General features: G+C 31.3%; 20 protein-coding genes and 2 pseudogenes. 4 read left to right on the plus strand and 18 right to left on the minus strand.

Annotated elements, in window-relative coordinates; translation table 11 throughout:
- Positions 1-130: 130 nt before the first annotated feature.
- The 17 genes and pseudogenes from IO99_RS18755 to IO99_RS12645 all read right to left on the minus strand — a co-directional run bounded on the left by IO99_RS18755 (position 131) and on the right by IO99_RS12645 (position 18,947).
- The gene (locus tag IO99_RS18755) at positions 131-2,878 is read right to left on the minus strand and encodes a virulence-associated E family protein (protein WP_242844127.1); all 2,748 of its coding nucleotides are present in this window, start codon (positions 2,876-2,878) and stop codon (positions 131-133) included.
- A gap of 20 nt (positions 2,879-2,898) precedes the next feature.
- Complete coding sequence (locus IO99_RS12560) at positions 2,899-4,860, minus strand: DNA polymerase (RefSeq protein WP_035133955.1); 1,962 nt, start codon at positions 4,858-4,860, stop codon at positions 2,899-2,901.
- Entirely contained in the window at positions 4,847-5,395 is a 549-nt protein-coding gene (locus IO99_RS12565; RefSeq protein ID WP_035133956.1) for a DUF2815 family protein, read from the minus strand. The genes IO99_RS12560 and IO99_RS12565 overlap by 14 nt, the downstream gene beginning before the upstream one ends.
- Before the next feature lie 29 nt (positions 5,396-5,424).
- A complete protein-coding gene (locus IO99_RS18760; protein ID WP_084178172.1) occupies positions 5,425-5,919 on the minus strand; it encodes a hypothetical protein in 495 nt (164 codons plus the stop codon).
- 80 nt (positions 5,920-5,999) lie between these two features.
- Positions 6,000-6,401 (minus strand): RNA polymerase sigma factor, encoded by a 402-nt coding sequence (locus IO99_RS12575; protein WP_035133957.1) that lies wholly within the window; start codon positions 6,399-6,401, stop codon positions 6,000-6,002.
- Between the two features lie 1,358 nt (positions 6,402-7,759).
- Positions 7,760-8,023, minus strand: a complete 264-nt coding sequence (locus IO99_RS12585; RefSeq protein WP_035133960.1) for a hypothetical protein — start codon at positions 8,021-8,023, stop codon at positions 7,760-7,762.
- A gap of 159 nt (positions 8,024-8,182) precedes the next feature.
- On the minus strand, positions 8,183-8,986 hold the full coding sequence (locus tag IO99_RS12590) for a RelA/SpoT domain-containing protein (RefSeq protein ID WP_035133961.1): 804 nt from the start codon (positions 8,984-8,986) through the stop codon (positions 8,183-8,185).
- Positions 8,987-9,200: 214 nt separating this feature from the next.
- A complete protein-coding gene (locus IO99_RS12595) occupies positions 9,201-10,439 on the minus strand; it encodes an MFS transporter (RefSeq protein ID WP_035133963.1) in 1,239 nt (412 codons plus the stop codon).
- 1 nt (position 10,440) lies between these two features.
- Positions 10,441-11,190, minus strand: coding sequence for a hypothetical protein (locus IO99_RS12600; protein ID WP_035133965.1), 750 nt, complete (start codon positions 11,188-11,190; stop codon positions 10,441-10,443).
- Positions 11,190-11,912: an ABC transporter ATP-binding protein gene (locus IO99_RS12605; protein ID WP_035133967.1), complete on the minus strand. Its 723-nt coding sequence runs from the start codon at positions 11,910-11,912 to the stop codon at positions 11,190-11,192. Before IO99_RS12605 ends, IO99_RS12600 begins: the two co-directional genes overlap by 1 nt.
- A gap of 78 nt (positions 11,913-11,990) precedes the next feature.
- Positions 11,991-12,638, minus strand: coding sequence for a TetR/AcrR family transcriptional regulator (locus IO99_RS12610; RefSeq protein WP_035133969.1), 648 nt, complete (start codon positions 12,636-12,638; stop codon positions 11,991-11,993).
- A 261-nt stretch (positions 12,639-12,899) separates the two neighbouring features.
- The gene (locus IO99_RS12615; RefSeq protein ID WP_084178173.1) at positions 12,900-13,934 is read right to left on the minus strand and encodes a DUF4351 domain-containing protein; all 1,035 of its coding nucleotides are present in this window, start codon (positions 13,932-13,934) and stop codon (positions 12,900-12,902) included.
- 292 nt (positions 13,935-14,226) lie between these two features.
- On the minus strand, positions 14,227-16,314 hold the full coding sequence (locus IO99_RS12620; protein ID WP_035133972.1) for an ABC transporter permease: 2,088 nt from the start codon (positions 16,312-16,314) through the stop codon (positions 14,227-14,229).
- Positions 16,314-17,068: pseudogene (locus IO99_RS12625) on the minus strand (ABC transporter ATP-binding protein). Before IO99_RS12625 ends, IO99_RS12620 begins: the two are co-directional and overlap by 1 nt.
- Before the next feature lie 26 nt (positions 17,069-17,094).
- Entirely contained in the window at positions 17,095-17,532 is a 438-nt protein-coding gene (locus tag IO99_RS12630) for a helix-turn-helix domain-containing protein (protein WP_035133974.1), read from the minus strand.
- A 263-nt stretch (positions 17,533-17,795) separates the two neighbouring features.
- Positions 17,796-18,230: a DUF3788 family protein gene (locus IO99_RS12640; RefSeq protein ID WP_035133979.1), complete on the minus strand. Its 435-nt coding sequence runs from the start codon at positions 18,228-18,230 to the stop codon at positions 17,796-17,798.
- A 285-nt stretch (positions 18,231-18,515) separates the two neighbouring features.
- A complete protein-coding gene (locus IO99_RS12645) occupies positions 18,516-18,947 on the minus strand; it encodes a hypothetical protein (protein WP_035133982.1) in 432 nt (143 codons plus the stop codon).
- A 393-nt stretch (positions 18,948-19,340) separates the two neighbouring features.
- On the opposite strand from IO99_RS12645, the gene IO99_RS12650 reads away from it, so the two are divergent.
- The 4 genes from IO99_RS12650 to IO99_RS18470 all read left to right on the plus strand — a co-directional run bounded on the left by IO99_RS12650 (position 19,341) and on the right by IO99_RS18470 (position 22,034).
- The gene (locus tag IO99_RS12650) at positions 19,341-19,778 is read left to right on the plus strand and encodes a GNAT family N-acetyltransferase (RefSeq protein ID WP_035133984.1); all 438 of its coding nucleotides are present in this window, start codon (positions 19,341-19,343) and stop codon (positions 19,776-19,778) included.
- Between the two features lie 532 nt (positions 19,779-20,310).
- A complete protein-coding gene (locus IO99_RS12655; protein ID WP_035133986.1) occupies positions 20,311-21,129 on the plus strand; it encodes a type II toxin-antitoxin system HicA family toxin in 819 nt (272 codons plus the stop codon).
- Between the two features lie 48 nt (positions 21,130-21,177).
- The gene (locus IO99_RS12660) at positions 21,178-21,441 is read left to right on the plus strand and encodes a MarR family transcriptional regulator (protein WP_035133988.1); all 264 of its coding nucleotides are present in this window, start codon (positions 21,178-21,180) and stop codon (positions 21,439-21,441) included.
- Positions 21,442-21,512: 71 nt separating this feature from the next.
- Positions 21,513-22,034, plus strand: coding sequence for a hypothetical protein (locus IO99_RS18470; RefSeq protein ID WP_051824094.1), 522 nt, complete (start codon positions 21,513-21,515; stop codon positions 22,032-22,034).
- 179 nt (positions 22,035-22,213) lie between these two features.
- On the opposite strand, the pseudogene IO99_RS12670 reads toward IO99_RS18470, so the two are convergent.
- Positions 22,214-22,588, minus strand: a pseudogene (locus IO99_RS12670) (transposase); the annotation flags it as partial.
- Positions 22,589-22,837: the final 249 nt, after the last annotated feature.

The following is a 22,837-nucleotide window of genomic DNA, read 5'->3' on the forward strand; positions in this document are numbered from 1 at the left end:
TATAAATATGCTCTAATAGAATATCATGGACATAATAGATACATAGGGGGTTAGCCCCTATTATTACTAAGTTTGAGGCGTGTCCTTAACTGTGTCTTTCCCTGTGTCCTTGAAATCAAGGATACAGTTTCTAAGTGTTTTCATAATTATTCTTTCTTATAAAGGCTCTTTGACATCCATAATTTTTACCAAACCTCAGCTTTCCTGTGCCCATGTTATAGGGTTCCCAATCCTCAAGGACACGGAGCACATCATTAATTTCTCTAGAATTCATAGGTTTCATGTATTTAGGATCTCCTTGTAATAGCTCCACCCATATCTCCATGGCACATATTTTATCTCTTTTTTTAGTAGGTATTGTCTCTTCTTTAAAGTTAGTTCCATGAATATAACTTCTTCTAGCTGCCACATCAAGGTCCTCCCAATTTTCAGGAAGAGGCATTTCAAGGTATTCATGAATCAATCCCTCCATGGAACTTCTCTCTGTGTGCTTTTCTTGGATTTTAACTGCTTGCTTTTCTAGTTCCAGCTCTAAGAATAACCCTTCCCCCATATTCCAAAGCTCCACAGCTTCTGCCCAAATCTGGTGGATTTCAGCCTTTATATCCTCTCTCCATAAATTCTTTTTAATTCTATGTTTCTCTACCATTACAGGCCAAAATCTTCTGTTCCCTGTTTTATCCTTTAAGAAGTCCATTTCATTGGTGGTGCCAAAGAATACACACTGCCTTGGAAACTTTGTAACCCTCTTTCCATAGGCAACTCTATAGATATCTTCCCTCTTAGATATAAAGTGTTTTACTGCCTCCGTCTCTGCTTTTTTTGCAGCAGTAAGCTCTGCCATTTCTATAATCCAAGCATCTTGGAGTTGTTCATAGGCTTCTTTTCCTTGCACTGTGTTAAAGGAATCAGAGTACCAGTTTTGCCCAAGAAGGCTTAAAATATGACTCTTACCTACACCTTGTTTTCCAACTAAAACCAGCATATAATCAAACTTCACTCCTGGATTAAAAATCCTAGCCACTCCAGCAACTAAGGCTTTTCTTGTAACCATTCTGTTATATTTGGTATCACTAGCTCCTAGGTAATCTATAAAGAGGTTGTCCACTCTTTTAACTCCATCCCACACTAAGGAATTAAAGTAATCTCTAATGGGATGAAACTTATTTTTCTCCTCTACAATTAAAAGACCATCATTAATCTTCATGGGGCTAGTTATCCTATAAACCTTTTCTATATAATGCCTTAAAGATGAATCATCACTGTCCTTCCACTGATCCCCTTCTTTTTTATTAAGAAGCCTATGCCAGGGTAGATTACCCTTAATCACAGTTCTATGGGAAAATTCATTTAAAGCTATTTTTCCCTTTAAATTTTCGTCATTTTCAAGAATCAAACTAATATTTTCTATAGTGGACTTGTACTGTCCAAGCTTATCCACCTCTAAGTGCTGCATCCATTGGTTAGGCTCTTCACTTAAAACTATTTCACATATATTTTTATTTACTACTTTCTTATTATTTTTTGGAAGGTCCACTATATCCTTATTTGGCATCTGATTATCTACAAATACTTTAACTTCGCCATTTTCCTTTAGGTCATTTCTTCGTACCTTCTTATCCATGGCTATAGCTTCCTTATTATTAGGGTTTACCTCTTCTTTATTATAAGGAGTTTCCTCCGCCTTATTATCATAGGAACATTTCTCTTCCCCATTATTATGAAATTTTTCTTCTTTATGATTATAAAAGTCTTCATCTCTATGATCATTAAGCTCTTCCTCAACCTTAAAATCCATCTTAGCTTGCAAAAGCCGTTCCTTTCCGATTGTTAACTTCACCTGATTATCATTTCTAGCAAAGTCTATCATAGCCTTATAGGAAGGAAGGTTAATACTCGGTGTATCCTCAGGTACTCCTTCGTCTAGATGTCCAAAGCTATGAAGCCTCATTAAATCAAAGGCATTACAAAGGAGCCCTGACATAGGATCTGTACTGTGATAGGAGTAAGCAAAATCTCCTTCCTGATAAATAACTAATCCCCCAGAGGTAGAGCCCTTTACATAGGTATATCTATCCTTGTCCATAGTAGGAATATATATATGACTTAAAAATTTATCTATAACCTGGGGAGTGGAATAGCAACGGCAAAAGCCTCCTATGATTCCCGTCTTTTCCCTTGGAGAGCCTTGCTTATTTGCTAAAGCTCTCCTGTGCTTTTTAGCCCTAGAGGATTCTGGCCAAGAACTTCTATCCTTCCAATTTTCATAGGAATTTAAAACCTGATCTGCATTAAGCCATGGAGCATCCTTATAGTAAAAGACAAAATCTCCATCACTGCTAGTTGAAGGCCAGTACATAAGTCTAGAAGGTTCATAGGTACTATCATCAAAGTAATCCATGCCTATATCTTTAGCAACCTTTCTTCCTATGGCTTCATATTCCTCAGGTGTCACCCTTCTATTTAAAGGAATTACTAGGCGAAATCTAGGTCTCTCTTCGCAATGCTTATGGGTAGAGTATATAACTGCAGCAAAATCAAATAACATATCCAAGGTATCCCATAGGTAAGAAGTGGCATAATCACAATCTAAAGTCAGTAGTTGCCTATCCATGACAGAAGCCTTTGTCCTTCTACCATCCTTTAAAGTACCACCTACAAAGCCACCCACATCCTTTATATTATCCTGAAGATCCTTAGGTGAATTTCTATACTCCTCCAAGGTTTCAGAGGTATAAACAGTACTACTAAGTTTTTCTATTAGCTGACCCCATGTGACATTAACATTATCCCACTGCTTATCCCTTCTTCTTTTCCCCACTGACAGAGTAAGGCTTCCTTCATACTTTAATGCCCCTTGAATATTATTTTCCTTCATAACTTACATACCCCTTTTTCTTAAAATTTTCTATAATAACTACTTTCATTAACCTCAGCTGTTAAAGGTAAATTCATAGCCCAAAGTATTGGTGTGCTCATGATTTCCTCCACCTCTTTAACAGAGCCAAAGCCCTTAGGCACCTCCAAAACCACTTCATCATGGACATGGATAACGCATTTATATCCAGCCTTTTCAAGATTTAACATAGCCTCTCCAAGACAATCCCTAGCTATAGCTTGTACAATGTTTTCCGTAAGCTTACCTCCATAGGTTTTAAGGACTCCCCACTGCTTTTTATTTTGATCAACCCCTTCATAGGTAAGGACATTTTTATTAAGTCTAAAATCCCTCTTTACTCTCGCATTTATATAGGCAAGGCTTCTTCCTGAAGGCAGGGTTACAAACAAAATTCCATCCTCCATGGAAAAAGTAATCCCATTACGCATCTTTACAACCTTTCCATGGATTACAGATTTTAAAGCAGCTCTCTCAATATTCTTCCACAGCTTTACAATATTTCTATTTGCAGCCCTCCAGGTGATAACTAAGTTAGTAACCTCCTTATCATCAAGGCCCATCTTTAAAGCTCCCATGGAAAGCAATGCTCCCCTACCTCCTTGATAACCTAGAGCAAGCTCTGCAATCTTTCCCTTTTCCCTAAGAATACTGCCCTTGGTAACCTCTTTCTCATCCACATGAAACATTTTAGCAGCAGAGGTTTCGTAAATCCTTCCATGGGAATTAAAAACATTTAACCTCCAAGTCTCATTTGCTAGCCAAGCTATAACCCTAGCTTCAATGGCATTATAATCTGCAATGATAAATCTAGAACCCTCCTTAGGAATAAAGGATGACCTTATAAGTTCACTAAGAACCTTAGGTACACTTGGATAACACATTTCCAGTTCATAATAATCTCTACTTTTCAAAAGATCTCTGGCTATATCTAAGTCATCTAAAGTAGTCTTAGGAAGATTTTGTACCTGAACAAGCCTCCCAGCCCATCTTCCGGTTCTACTAGCTCCATAAAACTGAAACAAGCCTCTAATTCTCTTATCCTTACCCATGGCACTAGCCATAGCTTCATACTTTTTAATAGAGGTCTTAGAAAGGATTAACTTTAATCTCAGTACTGACTTAATTTCATCACTGATATCACGGTTTAACAGCCTTTCTATAGACTCCTTACTAAGGCTATCTGTATAAACATCCCTATCCAAAAGCCAACTCTTTAACCTTTCATTACTATTAGGATTTTCAATTCCTGTAACCTTTGTCATCTCTTCTTTTATATAATCCTGGCTTTCCCTTGCACATTCTCTAGCACTAGCTATAAGGTCCTCATCTACTAAAATTCCATAATCATTAATCCTTTGATCCAGGTGCCATAGCTTTTCTTCCTTAGGAGTGAGTCTAAACTTACTTAACCTTTTTCTAAGAGCCCTCTCCACCTCCACATCTCTTCTGCAATACACAGTAAAAAGCTGCCACCTAACAAAATCGTCCTCTGGTACATGTCGTAAGGGTTGTCCATCATCTCCATAGTTATAGGGCATGGAAAAATATTTAATCAGTTCCTTACCTTCCTTAAGCTTTCCTTCCTTCATCTCCATAGCATTTAAAGCTCCTTCTAAACTCCCTGGAAGTCCTAATAATAGAGCATTTACAGCAGTACACCTCCACTGCTCTATTACAAGTTCCAATTTAAAATACTTAGATATACATATCCTCTCAAAGTTAGTATTAAAGGAAGTCTTAATAACATCTTCACTGGTTAAAGCCTCCATAACCTCCCTAGGGATTTCCTCCCCACACTTTAAATCTATAACCCTAACCTCCTCATCATCAAAGGCATAGGCAAAAAGTAGGATCTCAAAATCCTCTGCCTCACAATAGGCATAAACCCCACACTTACTAAGGTCTCTACTAGAATAAGTCTCTATATCAATAGACAAAAGCCTCTCTTTACCATGATTCATTATCATCATCCCCCACCATATCAAAATCATCCTGAGCTCTAGATCTGCCACTTAAAAACTCTCCATCCTCAAGCTTTTGCACATTTTGAAGTCCACAGCCAACTCCCTTATTTCCACCTTGATTAAAGGCATAAAAGTTTATAGAAACTCTGCCATAGCAACCAGAATAAACAACTCCAGGCTCTAAAATATCCCTAAGACTCCTATCCACAACCCCAGGCCTTTCCTTTGAAATGGCATTGATAAAATAATGATTGGTAAACTCCTCATGCTCACCTCTCTCCTCATCACCATCCCTAAGAGGCAACTTCAAATCCATAGGAATCTTACCACCCCAAAGAGCAGCTCCAGATAGCTTAGCCCCTTCAACACCCTTTATAATAGCTTCCAAAGTTTTCTTATCTGACTTAGGAATGAGAATACAAACACTATACCTAGGCTCCTGATTAAGATCCATAATCCTTGGCTCAAAGAGATTTGTATAACAAAGCCTAACCTTTCCTGTAATAACCTTAGTATTAACCTTAACTGACATAATTAACTCCTCCTCATAATTAAATTAATTTACTGCACCTCATTAGCTTCCTTAAGCAAGTCTACATAATTCTCCCTTGGAACATCTGAAAGCCTCTCACCACCATACTTAATAAGGAGCTGACGAACCCTCTCATGATCACCCTTTTGAGACATAGCAGCCAACTTTTCTCTAATGTCACCTAAAGTAACCTCCTCCTTACAAAGCACATAGGCATCCTGTCCCTTTAGTTTTTCTTCCTTAGTTATTGGCTCCTTAAAATTCTCAGATTCTATTTCTTCCCTACCTATTGACTCCTGAAAATTCTCAGAGGCCTTTTCTTCCTTAGCATCCTTTTCCTCACTTTCCCCCTTAACATCCTCTAGCTTCCAAATCAGTCCTTCTTCATTATCTTTAGGTAAATCACCAGTAGTACCTAAAGCCTCAGACTCCTTTTCATCCAAAGCTTGAAAAAACCTAGCTGACAGTGTTAAAACCTTGATAAGTTCCCTGCAATTAAAGTTCACATTAATATTGATATCCATAAATAAACCTCCTTCAAAAAAAGTCCTTATATATATAAGCCACGAGAATGGCAAATCCGAACCTATTTTTTGAAATTTTTTTAAAAATATATTAAAATTCTTTTTATGTCCCTATAGATTCTTTTAAGAGATTTTCTTATAGCAGTCTCACTAACCCCTCTATCTTTAGCAATAGAAGCAATAGTTTTCCTTTGAAAAAACACTAGATAAATTAACTTTCTTTTATCGAAAGATAATTTACCTAGTGCTTTATAAAGACTCTCATTAATTAATTTTTCTTCAACAACCTCAGTAACTAGCATATCCTTAGCTTTAAAATAAAAACCATGCTCCTCCATAATTTCTATAGAATTATGTCTACGACTTTCCTTACGATTGCTAATATAAACCTGTCTTTCTATCTCCATGACAACTTTAATAAGCTCATCAGGTACAATAACCTCCTGAACTTCACCTGTAATAAATTCATACTTAATATTCATATTCATCTCTCCTAGCTTCAAATTTTTTCATTGAAACTTTTATGAAGCTATTCAAAGCCTAGGTGGAGATGCTAAAAAAAGCCTTCCACAATGAAAGGCTTTAAAAACTAACCCTAGAAGGATTAAATTCTGTTAAAATAAAAAAAATAGCCAAATGACTGCTAATTTAGCAACCATCCGGCTATTCGGTAGTTAATTCTCCATTGCTCGGTATGTTTTATTATACTTTCTTATTCAATTGTAATTAAGGCATCTTCAAAAAATAAATAAGTCAGAATGCTCGTCTATTTTGTGTTATACTGCGTCAACAGAACCCTTAGATAGTGCTACTATCTGCGGAACCTGTTTCCTTGTCTAACTCAAAATATACTTTTCATCTTTGACTTATTATTTATTTTCAGATGCCTAACCTTTATCTTAACTCATTATATATGAAAATTCTATTTTTCTTAATTTAATATTGTTCTTTACCCCCAGAAGTTTTCTACACTTATTACACTTTATCTCTATCATTCCAACATAGCTCTTTTCCACATCGAATAATCTATTATTGCAAATTGGGCATCTCACCTGAATCAATTACATCTAATCCCCCTCTCTTTACTAATTTCCCCTTTAAATTACTTAATCATAATATAGATAAGCTCTCATTTACCTACATTTCCCCTTAATATAACCTAACATATCCTTTTATTTATGTCTTTTCTACCAAATACTTTTATCTATAACTCGAATTCCATAAAAGCTTAGTTACATTATATGACATTTTTAGGGAACGGTCAAGGAATTATTTGAAGTATTTTGAAAATTTATTGTTTTTATCCATTATGGTGTTTCATAAAATTTCATCTTTATTTTCTAAATACTTTATTATTAGATTATTACCAATAATTCTTATAAGGAATAAAATCACTGTAATAGCATTACATTTCATTGACACAGCATACTTATCAGATGATTTCAGAATAGTTATAAGAAAAATAAGAATAGCAATATATGATGTAAGCTGTATTAATAGTGTGATTTTTATCTTTATATAAGTTTTAAATGTATATTTATTTGATGTAATTAAATTGAAAGCATGATCTTTTAGCAGAAAATGTATCCATTTATTATTAAACTTATTTTTAAATATTAAAGTTAGTGATATAAACCAATATGGTATTGTAATTAATGCAAAAATGATAATAAAATAATACAGCATATTTTATCCCCTCTCCACGTGTTTTAATATAACTTATTTTACAATTTAGGAAGATTTTCTAATATACAAATTTCTAACTGCAGTGTAGAACGCTTTCTGATTTTTAAATCTTTTGCTACTACTGAACCTCTTAATGTAAAAAATATAAATGGTGTTAGTTTTTATGAAAAGAGCTTTGATATGCCTTGTAAGATTTTTCATTTATAAACCATCGTAGCAATTGAGCGAAAGTTATAGCTATACTCATAATTTCTATTTGATTTAATATTTGTTTAAATGAATATAATTTAGTTATTAAATTTAAAACTATAAACACTAAAGCACCTATAATGCAGTAAAGCAATACTCTTCTGATAAAATAAAATAAAAGACCATGTTCTCTAATTTGACTCCATTGTTGAAATTTAACTTCATCCATACTTCTATACCACCTTTTCAATAACTATATATTAAAGTTATTTTACATATTATTTACATATTATAACATAAAATGTATTATATATGGAGGTTTTAAAATAAATAACAATTATTTTAAAGGCATGGTGATTATCCTATAATCCCATGCCTTAACTCCAATTTATTTATTTATCGTTACCCGTCTTTTTAAATCCTCTATCTCTTTATCCTTAAGATCTATTATCTTTTCATACTTTTGTTCCATTTCCATCAAGTTTTTGCTTAGCATATTTATAAAGGATGCCATCTCATCGGAACTCCCTGCTATACGGTTAAATAGCAAAAGATTTAATTTTAAGACCTCTGGGATCTCTTTGTGAGAATATCTAAGTTGATGGTCAATCTCTCCATAGCCTTCTTCAAACATGGTTCTTACTTGAATTTCGGCTATAACCTTTTGATTAGTTGGAAAAAATTCTATAAGATAATGGACAGAACGGTATCCTGATTTTCTAGAATTAATTTGTATATTTAATTCTTCAAATATTTTTGTATCATCACCTTCTCGAACATTAGCAGTTATTTCAACAACCTTCCAAGTACCCAGAATATAATTATGTATATCTTCCCAATCATCCTTGAATATATGTATGGCTCTAATACCTATCAAATCATTTATCTCTTCTTTATAGTTAGAAACAGAAAATTGAAAAGCCTCTCCATACTTTGATTTTCTATCCTCTGTCTTTCTAATAATCTTTTCAATAAGCCTTTCAGAATCCTTTACTCTAGATTTTACCGTATGTATTTTCTTATGGGCCCTAAGTGTATTTGCTATAAATTCTGCTTGTGTCTCATAAGTCTCTTTATACATATTGAAATCCATATATATTTCTTCTAAAGTGTCCCAAACTATTCCATCCTTTATAATCTCTTCTTTTTTAAGATGATATTTACTTAAAAAAGTTTCTTTATCTAAAATCATAAACCTTGCCACCTTCAGTTTTACTTATTTTGTCCATAATAAATATACTTTATGATATTTTAAACTTATTGTAACGCAAAATAATAAAAGATAGCAAATTGTATTGCCCATAGAAAAACGTAAAAAAGAGCATTATCACTTCCCTACTAAAATAAGCTTTACTTTAGTAGGGACTTTAGATTAGTTTTAGAGGAATTGCTCATAATAATAACTATCATGATGCATCCATATTTTTGAATATATCCTTTGATGTAAGGGAGATGGCTGCAGATAGAATTGCAACCACTAGCAGAATAATCCCTGTATGATTTGAAAATTGATCAAAAGCTACCCCATATATGGCTTGCCCAATCGGTTGTGCACACATGGAGAGAGAAATCATCACTGCGATTACTTTTCCCACAAGCTCTGGCGGTGTTTCACTTTGAACTGCTGCAATCATCTGTACACTGAACATTGTGGCAAGTGCCATGATGACAAAGCTTGTGGCTGTAATTACTACATAACTGACCATATTTGCCATGCCCAGTAGCAGTGGAATTGCCATGACCCCCACGGATAGGCTGCAAAGAAACATCAAAATGTGTGAACTTGTAAGCTTTAGTTTTTTGCTGAATACAGCGGTTAAGATTCCCCCGCAAAGTCCGCCAAGTGCCATGGCTCCCTGTGAAAACCCAAGCAGCTCATCACTCATTTTAAGTGTGCCAATAATTAGAATAGGCATGCCAACAATCAGCATTGATGATAGCACCAGATTGAAAATGGTAGCCAGACCAATGATATTAATGAGGACTGGTTTTTCTTTTTTCATATAATTTGTGCTGTCAAGAAAGTCACTTTTTATGATTGCAGATATTTTCATTGCATTATTTCTTTTTTCAAAGGGTATGTGTATAAAAATCTCCATTATAGCAGAGGCAGCAAAGCAAGCAATACTAATGAGAAGGATGGGTACAATGCCAAAAGCACCAAATAACATACCACCAATAATAGGCCCCAAAAGCCCTGCCAGTGCACCAACCTGGTTGACTACCGCACCTGCTGATAAAATTTTATCTCCTGAAACCAGCAATGGAATACTTGCTTGCACCGTTGGCTGATAGGTGCCACTAATGCCATAAAGCAACATTAAAACAGCAATAAACAGAGGAACTATGGGCAGTTTTCCAAGAGCCATAAAGAATAGGAAAACAATGATGGCCGTTAAAAAATCAAGTGCAACCATGATGTTTCGCTTATTCACTCTGTCGGCCAAAATACCTCCTAAAAATGAGAGAAAAATCATGGGAAGAAAGGAGGACGCTGTTACAATTCCAAAAAGAGATGCTGAGCCTGTTTCTCGCAAAAGATAGAGAGGAAGCGCAAATCGCAAGATTGCATTACCAAACATTGAAATGATTTGTCCAATTACTACAAGTGTAAAATTCCTATTAAATAGTTTTGTTTGTTCCATATTACAATGCCTCCATCTTATTTACCTTTGACAACAGCTCCATAAATACTGCAAGACCTAACACTAGTAAAACAACCATTCCTATTAGCCTGATTTGCAAAGAATTTTCAGGTATAAACGACATCATATTGCCAAATGGAATAATTAACAGAAAGGATGTTACTACAGTAGCTACCAATGACTTCCTCCAAAATCCTATACGCATTGCTATAAGACCTATTGAAGCAGCCAGCAGTGCTGAAACTCCTGTTGTAACAAGTAGGTTTGGCCACATTTCACCTGTAAACATATTGGGTAAAATGTGAAAAGTATTTGAGAAAAAAGCAAATATACTGATTGCAACAATATTACATATAGCTACTGCAATGGCAGTGAAGAAAAACACAAAACTGCATTTCGCAAAGAGAATTTTGCTTCGCTTTATCGGGTAAGAGAACAATAGAATTGCTCTTTTCCCAGTATATTCTTCAACTGTAAATTTAGCGTGCATGATAGCAGATAAGACACCGAATGCAGCAACAAACACTATGGAAATCAAAGATATAAAATTATTCCATTGGCTAAACATACTCAAATCTGTAGGCAGGGAAACGCCACCTCTAATTTGGATCATCTGTTGTGATTGTTCAATTTGTGGTATATATGCTGTTAAAAAGCAAAATCCAAATCCAAAAATCAAGATAAGAAAGGATGCCACAATATAAGATCTAATTTTGTTTCTTTCAAGTTCTAAATTTATAAGTTTTATCATTATAATTTTCCTCCTCTCATTTTTTCAATTAAGAAATCTTCAAGATTGTTTTCATGCTCTACAATTAAGTCCTTCACATTAGCTTCAAGGGTTAACGTGCCATTTGCAATGACCGCAACTCTTTCAACGGTTTGTATAACTTCGCTTAAAATATGACTTGAAAGTAAAATTGTCACCCCTTGGTTTTTAAGGGAAATAAATAAATCTCTCATTTCCTTAATTGCAACAGGATCAAGTCCATTAATGGGCTCGTCAAGGAGCAGTACCTTGGGACTATGTATCATACTTCTAGCAATGCCTAAACGCTGACGCATGCCAAGAGAAAACTTTGATACTGGTTTATCGCCCACATCACCAAGACCGACACGTTCAAGGGCTTTTGATATATCTGCATCCATCCCCATATATCTAAGATGAATGGACAAATTGTGAGCAGCATTCAGATGCTCATAAAAATATGGTACCTCAATTAGACTACCGATGTTACCGAGTACCTGGTCTCTTTGGGTCCAAGCATTTTTTGCCAGAACATATGCACCACCCTCAGTTGGCTCAAGCAATCCGGCCATAAGCTTTAAGAGGGTTGTTTTCCCCGCTCCATTTACGCCTAATATGCCATAAATCTCACCCTGTTTAACTTTCATTTCTAGACGATTTAATACGTTCTTGCCATAAAATTCCTTGCATAGTCTGTTTGTATGCACTGCAAATTGATGTTCCATAAACTTCTCCTCATTCGTATACCGACGTTCGGTATGTATTTTACCAAAAATATTCTGCCCCCTGAGGAGCAGTTATTTTTACCCATTGTAGCGACTACTGTACTCAACATATTGTAAGATAGTCTCTGTATCTAAAATATCAATTCCTATTCCATTCAAAATCACACTGAAAAATTCCATTTTCCTATGCATTTCTTCAGGTGTAGATTTTGCAAATACAGGGTTTACCCAAATATTCATTAGCGTAATGATAACCTCAGCAAGTTCCTTTGGATAAGCGGTTTCAATTGAACCATCACTTATTCCTTCCTTGATGATAGGCTCAATATAGCATGGTACAATCAATTCATAGATTTCTATAACTTGTTTCATCACAAATTTAGGATCACTCATAATTTTGTTTGACATTGCTATAATCGCATTACTACCCGGATTAGCGTAGCCGGCTTTAATCATCATTTTTAGCTTTTCATAGCCAGTCATTGTCTTGTCATCACGGAGTTTATTGAAATAAGCCGTGTTTTCATTACCAATCTTCTCACATACTGATTGAAAAATTTCCTCCTTGGATTTAAAATGATGATAGATTGCCCCCTTAGAAAGCCCCCCTAAATTATTGATGATATCTTGAATTGAAGTGTGTTCATAACCTTTTTCGATAAAGAGCTTTAAGGCTTCCTCTAAGATTAGGTTAACTGTTTCTTCTGGATATTTATTTCGTGCCATACAGCATCCACCTCCATACCTACCGTTGGTATCTATGTTATCATTGATGATTTTTCTTGTCAAGCACTAATATACTATTAATCTAATGCTGTAGTAGGTATCTCCTATCTAAGAGAATATTAGTATTTATCTTTTAATAACAATGATTTTAAAGGCATGGTTATTATCCTATAATCCCATGCCTTAACTTCAATTTCTCTATTTAAGCTTATTAAATACAATACAAATGATATAAATACTATTACTTATTTATATCATTTGCTATACTTTAGTAAGCTTAAAATACTCTTCCAATTCCTCCACAGAATCTATATCAAAAATATCCATACCAATCTTATCAATGATATTAATAGGTAAATTCATTATCTTATCCTCATACTCTGCTGGTATATTTTTAAACTTCTTTAATAATTGCTTAATTAACAGTTCTGCTTTGCCTTTATTAATTCCTTTTTCTATTCCCTTTTCCATGCCCTTTTCTATGCCCCTCTTTTCAACCTCTGGATCATATAATGTTTTTGTCATTCTACTCACCTCATTTTCTAAAATTTCATCCTTAATAAAATTTCTATTTAGATATTCTATTAAATTTTGTATTGCTAACAGCATTTTATGGAAATCTTCTCCTAGTATTTCATTAGAATCGAAGAGCTCCTTGGATTCATTAGCTAATTTTGTTGCTAGTTTCTTTGCCTTATAGGATAATTCTTTCATCTTTTCAATGTTATTATTCTTGTTTGCCTTTATTAATTCCTTTTTTAATTGAAATAATTGTAGTGGAATAAGTGGATACATCTTTTTACTTATAAGGTCCTTATCTGAGTATTCCCAATACTTAAGCACTGGTACTGTATAATCAATTTCTTGACTATCCGGAAATACTATGTTTAACCTTAATTTATCCTCTATATTTTTGTTTTCTTCAAAAAATATGACCTTTTGCTTAGGAAAAATAATCTTCTTAATATGGCTGCTTTCATCTGCTTCTTCCTTCGCTTTTTTAAAGCCATATTCAAACATTCTAACTATCATGGTGCTATCATTTTTAGTTTGAAATTCTAGGTGATAACTTGCTTTTTGATTTTCATTTTTTGAAATCTTAAAGAACATATCTCCTCTTAATACATCTAAAGTGTCCTCAATAAACTCATTATTACTTACAGTTAAACTAACCTCATCTACATTAAAGTTTTCTTCAAAGACTCCATTCAATAGATTAATCAAAACCTTATTAGAGGTGGAAAACAAAAACTTTAATACCTGATCCAGTTTAACTTTTTCCTTTGTTGATTCCAAGTTTGCACCGTCCTTTATAATTAAATTATATATTAAAAAGAGCTCAAATTAAATATATTTTATAGCTATATATTAATTATAAACACAAACATTCGTTCTTATTCATTTCAATCCGTTATTTCTACAGTTTTTCAATAGGTTCAAGATATCACAGGAAGTAATTTAATATGCACTTAGGGTTTATTCCATAAGTTGTATTTCATACCATTATATTTTAATAACAATGATTTTAAGGCATGGTGATTATCCTATAATCCCATGCCTTAAATTTAGTAGAAATATCTTCCATTGATTAAACACTATTGACTTCCTTTATATATTTATTTTTGCTTATTTTATAGAATATAAACTGAATTAAAATTTCTAAAAGAAGAGTAATAATTGACTTCTTCATTAACAGTTCAGTCATCCCACTATTAAATACCATAATATATAAGAAATATACTCCTAACATTCCTCCGATAAATATGGGAACAAAGAAAATTATTCTTAACTCCTTCTTAATTACCGATTTTACTTCACTTTCCAAGATTCCAACTTTGAATAAGATACTATTTCTTTTTCTCTCTTCATTAACATCAGAAATTACTTTATAATATAATACTACTCCATTAGTTATAATAAATAGTATTCCTATAAAAATCGTAGTGAATAATAACATACCATTATCATCTAATTGCATTCTGATTAACTCTTCTCTATAAAGTGGCCTATATGCTTCTATGGTTCCTCTTTCATCCTCAGATATCTTACCACCCCATAACTGACCTTCATTCCAATAAGTGCTATCTAAATCGTTAACACCTTTTAAATAGTTTAGTAACCCTTTAAAGGCAACATCTTTATTCCTTACATTCATTAAATGTAAGTTTTTAATTGCTCCTTCTTTTACATTTTTCTTTATCATATTATAGTCATTATCGTTAAGAATAAATGCGAATCCTGAATCATATTCTCCACCATATCTAAAATTAGTGAATTGTACACCTTTTTCTTTTCTAATCTTATCAGCGTTTATTTTCAAAGAGTGAGATTCTTTAACTAGTTCATCAAATTGTTCTTTTTCTATCAAAGTCCCATGGTTTAGTGATAACTTATTCACTATTTCTAGATTATTATCTTTAAGAGTTAAAAAAATCAAATTTGGAATCTTATAGTCTTTACTTTCATTTTCAACTGTAACATATAATGCCTCATTAGGTTTAATATTAATATTAATTCCCATATGTTTATTATAGTTTGACTGGCTAATTACTGAATGTCTAGTATTTAAAACACTAAGATTACCCGATTCTTCCTTAAATACAGGTACTTCAATATATTCTAATTCTTTGTATTCATTTACGCTTCCACCATTATCTTTAACAACATCTATAACATCTTCTCTATTTACACTGTTATACTTGTTACTTTCAACAAACATAATATCATATGGATTTTCATTTGAAATATATTCCCTAGTTGAAACATAAATTGAATAACTATATCCTACAAATAGCATAGCTCCATCTAATAGTAGAGAAGTAATAAACAATATGTTTTTATATGCTAAAAATCTATGAGATAAATTGCTTAAAACCAACAAGTTCTTATTATATATATTAGGAAACTTCTTTAAAATAGCTTTGATTAAGGTAATAATTGCACCAATTATTATGTATGGACAAATTATAATTACTAAAAATAATCCTAATATTATAGGTGCAACGTCCTCAATATTTCCCTTTAGGATAATAATAGGTAAATAATATAAAGCTGCCACAAAAATCAATATAGTTACTACGCCAATAAATACATTAGTATGTCCAACTTCCTTTTTTACATCAGCTTTAATACCTTCAACAATAGATATACTTCTAAGGTAAAATATGTTGAATATTACATTTCCTAAAAATATTATTGCAAATACACCAGCACTTAATAAAAAGCTCTCATAATTCAATGTGTACTGGATATTAGCTCCACTAACCATTTTATTTAGAGCCATATAGAACATTCTCCCCAAAACTGTACCACTAACAATTCCAGTAACTAGAGAAGCTATCATAACCCCGATGTTTTCCATAATAACCATTTTAGTTAAATCTTTGTATGTCATTCCTAATGTCAAATACACACCAAATTCTTTACCTCTATTTTTCAAAAAGTATATATTGGTATATGTAATAAAAGCTATAGAAAATATGATAATTCCCACTAATGCCAGCTTTACTATTCCATATGTTGATGTTTTCCCAATACCTTTAATTATGGCAGAATTGTACATTAAACTACCATACATAAATAGCATTGCGCATATTAATGAATTAACAAAATAGAAGGATATATATTTATAAAAATTATAGAAAAAGTTCTTTTTTATGATAGCATGAAAGGTCATTAATTATCTCCTCCTATAAGACTTTGAACTTCTAGAATTTTATCAAATAATTTCTTTCGGTTCCCATCAGAGGTAATTTCCATTTTTATTTTTCCATCTTTTATAAATATAATTCTTTTACAGAAAGAAGCTGCAAAGGGATCATGGGTCACCATTAACACTGTACTGCTTTTTTCATCATTCATTTTGGCTATAGTTGTCATAACATCATTTGCTGATTTTGAATCTAAGTTTCCTGTTGGCTCATCTGCAAAGATTATAGTTGGATTATTAATTAATGCTCTTGCAGCGGCAACTCTTTGCCTTTGACCACCTGAAATATTATAAGGATATTTTTTCTTTAAATCTAATATATTAAAATACTTCATAAGATCATTTAAACTATTTTCTATTTCACTTTGCTCTTTCTTATCTAATATAAGAGGTAATGATATATTTTCTTCAACAGTTAAACTATCTAATAAATTAAACTCTTGAAAAATATATCCAATATTTTTTCTTCTAAATAAAGCAAGTTTGTCCTTTTTCATTTCACTAATATCATTATTATTAATAACCACATTACCTGAAGTACCCTTATCTACACCTGAGAGAATGTTAAGTAAAGTACTCTTTCCACTTCCACTTGGCCCCATTATGCCTACAAATTCACCACTATTAATAGTGAAATTTAATCCATTTAAAGCACTAACTTCTTTTCTCCCTTAAATGAAGCATATACTTTAGTTAACCCATTGACTTTTAATATTTCCATACACTGTACCCCGCTAAAAAATAAAATTATCTCTTTTCTTTATTCTTTCTTCTAATAACTTCTAACACATATCCTATTCCCATACCTATAAAAGTCCCTGCAGTTCCCCACATAAAATTCCCTGTAATCACACCAACACCTGTACCGATTATAAAACCTCCAAGCATTAAATTTACTGAATCTTCATCCTCATCCTCTTCATCATAACTATCTTTGTTATCACTAGATACATCCTCTTCTTGATTTATGCTTTTTCCTTTATCTGTTTTTTCATTAACCATCAACTCATCTAAACTAACATTAAATATATCCCTTAATAATATAAGGTTATCTATATCTGGATATGCTTTACCTGATTCCCACTTTGAAATTGCTTGACGTGATATATTTAACTTTTCTGCAAGTTGTTCTTGTGATATATTTTTTTCTTTTCTTAATTTCTTTAGATTTTCTTTAAAATTCAAAGTAACCACCTCATATATAATTATCTCTATCTATTTGCTATTATACAAGCATATATTAGTTACTTTTGCTGTAAACCAGTGGTTGCATCAATTAAAAATTAAGCTTAGATTCCTTAGTCTTGATATAGAAGTTAAAAGCAAAGAAAAAAAAGTGCACCATCCTACAAAGAATAACACTTTTCATCAATTAATAAGCTATTATAATAAATTTGCCAGTGAAGGACTTCAGATAATAGGTAAAGAACAGAAGATTAAATTTAGTATTACTTTACAACAGGCTTCTTTTTAAAAGCTAATAATCTTATTATCTCTTCTATATCTTCCTTTGTTTTAGGTCTGTAATTAATCCATCCACCATCACTACAAGGATATTTATTCTTCCATAATTCTTTAGTTAAAGATAAACCCCCATTAATTACTTCATTGAGTTTTTCCTTATCTTTTGAACTTATTTGCATCATTACATCCATATCGCCACTTTCAAAAAAGATATAACATAAGTGCTTGGTTTTATGGGAATACTTATATCCCCAACCGTAATTATTTCCAAATGGGAACTTTAATTCCTTTTGCATATCATATTGTTTATCAAAGGTTTCTTCAAATTGCTTCAATAATTTTTTCGTATCATTTCCAATGAATTCAAAAATCTCTTTTTCCGTAGGTATATTATTTTTATCTAACATCCTATTACTCATATTAACTTCTCCAATCATATATTATATAAAAATTGAATAATATAATTTTTTACTATTTTGTATTATCATATATATATTATACGTAAGTTGTCAATAACTTGTCGCATAAATGCTTATAACTATTCATTATAGTGTTTATTAGGTATACACATTCCCGTTATATTAAATTTCTTCATCAAAATCTATTACCATACTATACTGATATTCTATAATATAGAAGGGTTATTTAAGCATAGAGTAAAATTTCAGGCATTTATTTTATGGTTTCTAGAGTATCTTACTTATTTAATTTCTCAAATTATATTTTATTTCTATTTCATTAATTTTATCTATATCTATATTTGTGTTAGAAATATATTTTGTTTCTTTATCATTTTTGTAAATAGTAATCCTATCATAACCATAATCAAATGAAACTACATTTTTATCATTAATAAACAATCTAGCTTCCAAACAATATCCTCTTTGTTTTGATTTGCTAAAGATTTTTTTAACTTTAGTATTCTCAAACTGGTTTAAAAATTCTTCTATTTCATCTTTATCCGTTATTTCTACAGTTTTTCCATAGGTTCCAGAGCTCATAAGTATCTTATCTACTTTTGTAAAATCAATATCTAGTATACTTTTAAAATCCTTTGATATAAGAAATGGTTGTAAAATCAGCCCTATAATAATTATTACCAATATAACCAGTAATCCAATACTCTTTTTCCTCATATCTAGATCCTCCTTAATAAATATAAATTATGTGGTTAATTCATTTTACGAACTACTGGAAAAATAGCCTGTAAAAAAGAATGCAAAACCGTTAATGCACTTCCTCCTAATATAGAAGTTGCCTTATAATAATACCATATATTCAAAATAAAGTTAATTCATAGTATCTCTCTCTTTGAGTTAAGTAAAGGTCGATAAATTCTAGTCTTCAGAGGATTGTTTTCCTCTTGCTGAATAAGGGATATATTTCAATAATTTATAGTAATTTAAATTATATTTACTATAATGATACACTAATAAATAGGTCATATATGTAAACCATATCAAATCAAAATAACATCTAGAGATTTACTTGATTTTATTATCCCAAATCTAAAATAAGGAGGAAACTCTATGGGTATTATGTTAAAACAAGTAACAAAAGAAAATTGGTACGAATGTAATAATTTAGAGGTTTATAAAGAACAAGAAGGAATTGTTGCGCCAAATTATAATTCAATCATTTTAAGTTTATTATATGAAAATTGGAATGCAAAATGCATTTATGAGGATGATATACTAATTGGACTTCTTTTATATGGAATTGAAGAAGATACAAGTAAACCAATGTTACTTAGATTTATGATTGATAAAAAGTTTCAAGGTAAAGGATTAGGAAAAAAAGCAATGCTAAAATTGCTTGACTTAATAAAAGTTGAATATAGCAATATAAAATTCTATACAACAGTTTCGCCCCAAAATATATCTGCAAAGAAGTTATATGAAAGTGTTGGATTTGAATATACTGATGAAATAATGTGGGATGAAAATGTAATGGTAGTACAATTATAAATAAAACCATGAGCAAGTGACTCCAACAAGACACGTCATCACTAAAATGTTACCCATTACCCAAATTAGGAATAAAATGAATAAATTTTGTTCCTATTAAATTATTAAAATACATATGAAAAATATTCAAAAAACCCGCAAACCCGCACAGCGCCAACAACTAGTTAACTAGTTATATAGCTTTATATTTAACTAGTTTCCTAGGTAAAATTTTAAATATATCCCTATTAAACTATATAAAATTTTCTATATTTAACTAGGGATATATTTAAATATGTATATATTTGAGGGAGTGACGTGGGAGGATTTTTTTGGATGAAAATTATTTTGTTGTAGGGATATGCCACCACAAATAATCATTTAGATAGATTCAGTTTAATGGTATAATTGTGCTGTTATGGTATAATATTAAAATAAATTGTGTAATTTTTTATTGTCTAATCTATGTTTAAGGTAAAATTGCATTTCAAGTAATAAATAATATTTAAATTGAATTATTAATATACTTTATAATTTAGAAAGTAGGCTTAAGATGAAAAAGAAAGAAATTAAAGAGTTAATTAGAAAAAAAATATATAAATATTATAATATTGATACACTAATTCAATTAGCAAATGATACTGTTTACGATATTATTCTCGAATATATTGAAGAAATGGACAAGTCTATAGAAGTTGCAAAAGTTCAAACTAATATGCTTGTTTGTAAAATTCAAGATTTAGATTCTAAAAATAAAGTAGAATATGATAATTTTATTAGTGAGTTTGAAAATATAAGCAATGATTTTATGGAAAATATAGTTAAATTTAACCAAGCAATTTATAATGGTAAGGATATTATCTATGAAATACTCTATGATATGATAAACAAATCATATCAAGCAGGAAATGACATTACTGATGATACAATAAAAAGAAGGTTATCCATAGAAGAAAAAAAGCTAAAGAATAGATTTATAGGTAATTTAGCGGTGTTTAAATCTTATCTTAAAGATAAGGTAGATAGTGTTGCCAATGATATTGAGTTTATAGAAGACATAGTAAATAAAAAAGATAAGAAATATGATGAATTAATAAAAAAGCAAAATGAAAAACTGATAAGGAATGAAACTGTATTAAATCAGGCTATAAAGAATGAAAAGTATAAAAAAGTGTTTGAATATAGGGATTTAGCTAAATTAGCTGAAAGTATGAATTTTGAAATTGTTAGATATAATGGAGATCATGCAATATATGAACATAGAATAACTAAAGAGACTTTACCTATTCCAGTTAGAACTTTAGGTAACGGACTCAGCTTTCAAATACAAAAACAGCTTAGAGAAAAGAGTAAACTTAAAAAGGTATATTAAGTATTCTTATTATCAAAAACTATTATAGAAAGGATTGGGAAATTATAAATGGGGATTAGAGAAGATATTCTAGTTTATATAAATGAAAATGACAACATGATAACATGTGATGATTGCATAACTAGAAAACTAAAATTGTCTCGGAGGCAAGCTGCTTATCAAAAATGTAATGAACTTGAATCTCGAGGACTTATCAATAGAAAAACTAATGTATGCAGTGTTTGCGGTAAAAGTAAAAAATGTAATTGGAGTAAGAATACTATCAGTAACATAGGTGAAAAAAAGAAGTATCTATTAGGACTAAAGATATAGAAGGTAAAGAAAAACATGAGTTTTTCAAGAAAAATGAAAACATCGAAATAGAATTAGCAATAAGAGAATTTATGAATCTTATTGCATTAAACAAGGTAGAAATATATAACGAATTTAGTTTTCAGCATGAACTAGGTATTTGTTTAAGACAAAAACTTAGTAACAAATACAAAATTCAATTTGAGAGAAATGTTTCATATTTTCAAATAGGAAATACATTAAAGAAAGAAATGGATATAGTTATATTTAATGATGATAAAACGGAAAAGTATTGTATAGAATTAAAGTTTCCAACTAATGGACAAGTACCTGAACAAATGTATTCAATGTGCAAAGATATTAGATTTTTAGAGCAATTAAGAGAAAACGGATTTACAGGAAGTTACTCTGTTAATTTAGTAATAGATTCAGCTTACTATACACCAAATAAAAATGGAAGTATATATGATAAATTTAGAAATGAAAAAAAGTTGTATGGGGTAATAGAGAAACCAACAGGAAAAGTTCATGAAAGTATAGAATTAAAACAAATTTATAAAATTGTATGGAATGATATAAATGAAAAACAAAAATATTTTATTGTTAGCATTTAACTGGGTGTTTTACTAGACTGTGAAGTTTTTTCTGTAAATAGCTTTCTATGATAATTATTGTAAAGGCATGGAGATAATGATATAGCTACCATGCCTTGATTTTAATATAATAGCAAATAAATTTCATGTCAAGAACACCCTTAAACCGGGTGTATTTTTTTATATCTTAGCCGCAGGTTTTAAGGAAGTCTTCCTTTATATATTATGGACAGTTCTCCATAAACTTTGCCCCAGTTTCTAAGTGGTAAACTCCATTTTTTTGAGGCTTCAAAAGTTGCTAAGTACAATGCTTTTAGCAACGAGATATCACTTGGAAATACACTTCTCTGACGATTCAATCTACGATAAATACTGTTAAGACTTTCAATAGCATTAGTTGTGTAGATAACGTTACGTACATCAGCAGAAAACTTAAATATATTACTTATAACATACCAATTAGCAGACCAGCTTTTTATTGCATTAGGATAGAGTTTGTGCCATTTTTCAGTAACTTCAAGCATACGAGCATGCCCTTGCTCTTCAGCTGGTGCATGGTATATAGTTTTTAGATCTCCAACTCATATTATCGTTCTAAAAGGGTGTCGTATTTTGCACCCCACTTTGCTGTTACTGATATTATTATGTTACAGTTTCATCACTATTACTTAATTCAATATTCTCGTGTTACTTTTGTTTATTCATTTAGATACTCAAAAAACAAAAGACTCGCTATAGTCTGAAATTTAATAATTTGAAACTCTAGCAAATATCTACGGTTCATTTGCAGTTAACACTCTCCATCAAACTGGTTCGTATAATTA

Origin of the sequence: Clostridium sulfidigenes, assembly GCF_000732635.1 — a bacterium.
GTDB lineage: Bacteria > Bacillota > Clostridia > Clostridiales > Clostridiaceae > Clostridium_J > Clostridium_J sulfidigenes.

Excerpts from the sequence above, each read along its gene's own strand:
- IO99_RS18755 (WP_242844127.1), bottom strand. The coding sequence starts at position 2,878 with ATGAAGGAAAATAATATTCAAGGGGCATTAAAGTATGAAGGAAGCCTT.
- IO99_RS12560 (WP_035133955.1), bottom strand. The coding sequence starts at position 4,860 with ATGAATCATGGTAAAGAGAGGCTTTTGTCTATTGATATAGAGACTTAT.
- IO99_RS12565 (WP_035133956.1), bottom strand. The coding sequence starts at position 5,395 with ATGTCAGTTAAGGTTAATACTAAGGTTATTACAGGAAAGGTTAGGCTT.
- IO99_RS18760 (WP_084178172.1), bottom strand. The coding sequence starts at position 5,919 with ATGGATATCAATATTAATGTGAACTTTAATTGCAGGGAACTTATCAAG.
- IO99_RS12575 (WP_035133957.1), bottom strand. The coding sequence starts at position 6,401 with ATGAATATTAAGTATGAATTTATTACAGGTGAAGTTCAGGAGGTTATT.
- IO99_RS12585 (WP_035133960.1), bottom strand. The coding sequence starts at position 8,023 with ATGGATGAAGTTAAATTTCAACAATGGAGTCAAATTAGAGAACATGGT.
- IO99_RS12590 (WP_035133961.1), bottom strand. The coding sequence starts at position 8,986 with ATGATTTTAGATAAAGAAACTTTTTTAAGTAAATATCATCTTAAAAAA.
- IO99_RS12595 (WP_035133963.1), bottom strand. The coding sequence starts at position 10,439 with ATGGAACAAACAAAACTATTTAATAGGAATTTTACACTTGTAGTAATT.
- IO99_RS12600 (WP_035133965.1), bottom strand. The coding sequence starts at position 11,190 with ATGATAAAACTTATAAATTTAGAACTTGAAAGAAACAAAATTAGATCT.
- IO99_RS12605 (WP_035133967.1), bottom strand. The coding sequence starts at position 11,912 with ATGGAACATCAATTTGCAGTGCATACAAACAGACTATGCAAGGAATTT.
- IO99_RS12610 (WP_035133969.1), bottom strand. The coding sequence starts at position 12,638 with ATGGCACGAAATAAATATCCAGAAGAAACAGTTAACCTAATCTTAGAG.
- IO99_RS12620 (WP_035133972.1), bottom strand. The coding sequence starts at position 16,314 with ATGACCTTTCATGCTATCATAAAAAAGAACTTTTTCTATAATTTTTAT.
- IO99_RS12640 (WP_035133979.1), bottom strand. The coding sequence starts at position 18,230 with ATGAGTAATAGGATGTTAGATAAAAATAATATACCTACGGAAAAAGAG.
- IO99_RS12645 (WP_035133982.1), bottom strand. The coding sequence starts at position 18,947 with ATGAGGAAAAAGAGTATTGGATTACTGGTTATATTGGTAATAATTATT.
- IO99_RS12650 (WP_035133984.1), top strand. The coding sequence starts at position 19,341 with ATGGGTATTATGTTAAAACAAGTAACAAAAGAAAATTGGTACGAATGT.
- IO99_RS12655 (WP_035133986.1), top strand. The coding sequence starts at position 20,311 with ATGAAAAAGAAAGAAATTAAAGAGTTAATTAGAAAAAAAATATATAAA.
- IO99_RS12660 (WP_035133988.1), top strand. The coding sequence starts at position 21,178 with ATGGGGATTAGAGAAGATATTCTAGTTTATATAAATGAAAATGACAAC.
- IO99_RS18470 (WP_051824094.1), top strand. The coding sequence starts at position 21,513 with ATGAATCTTATTGCATTAAACAAGGTAGAAATATATAACGAATTTAGT.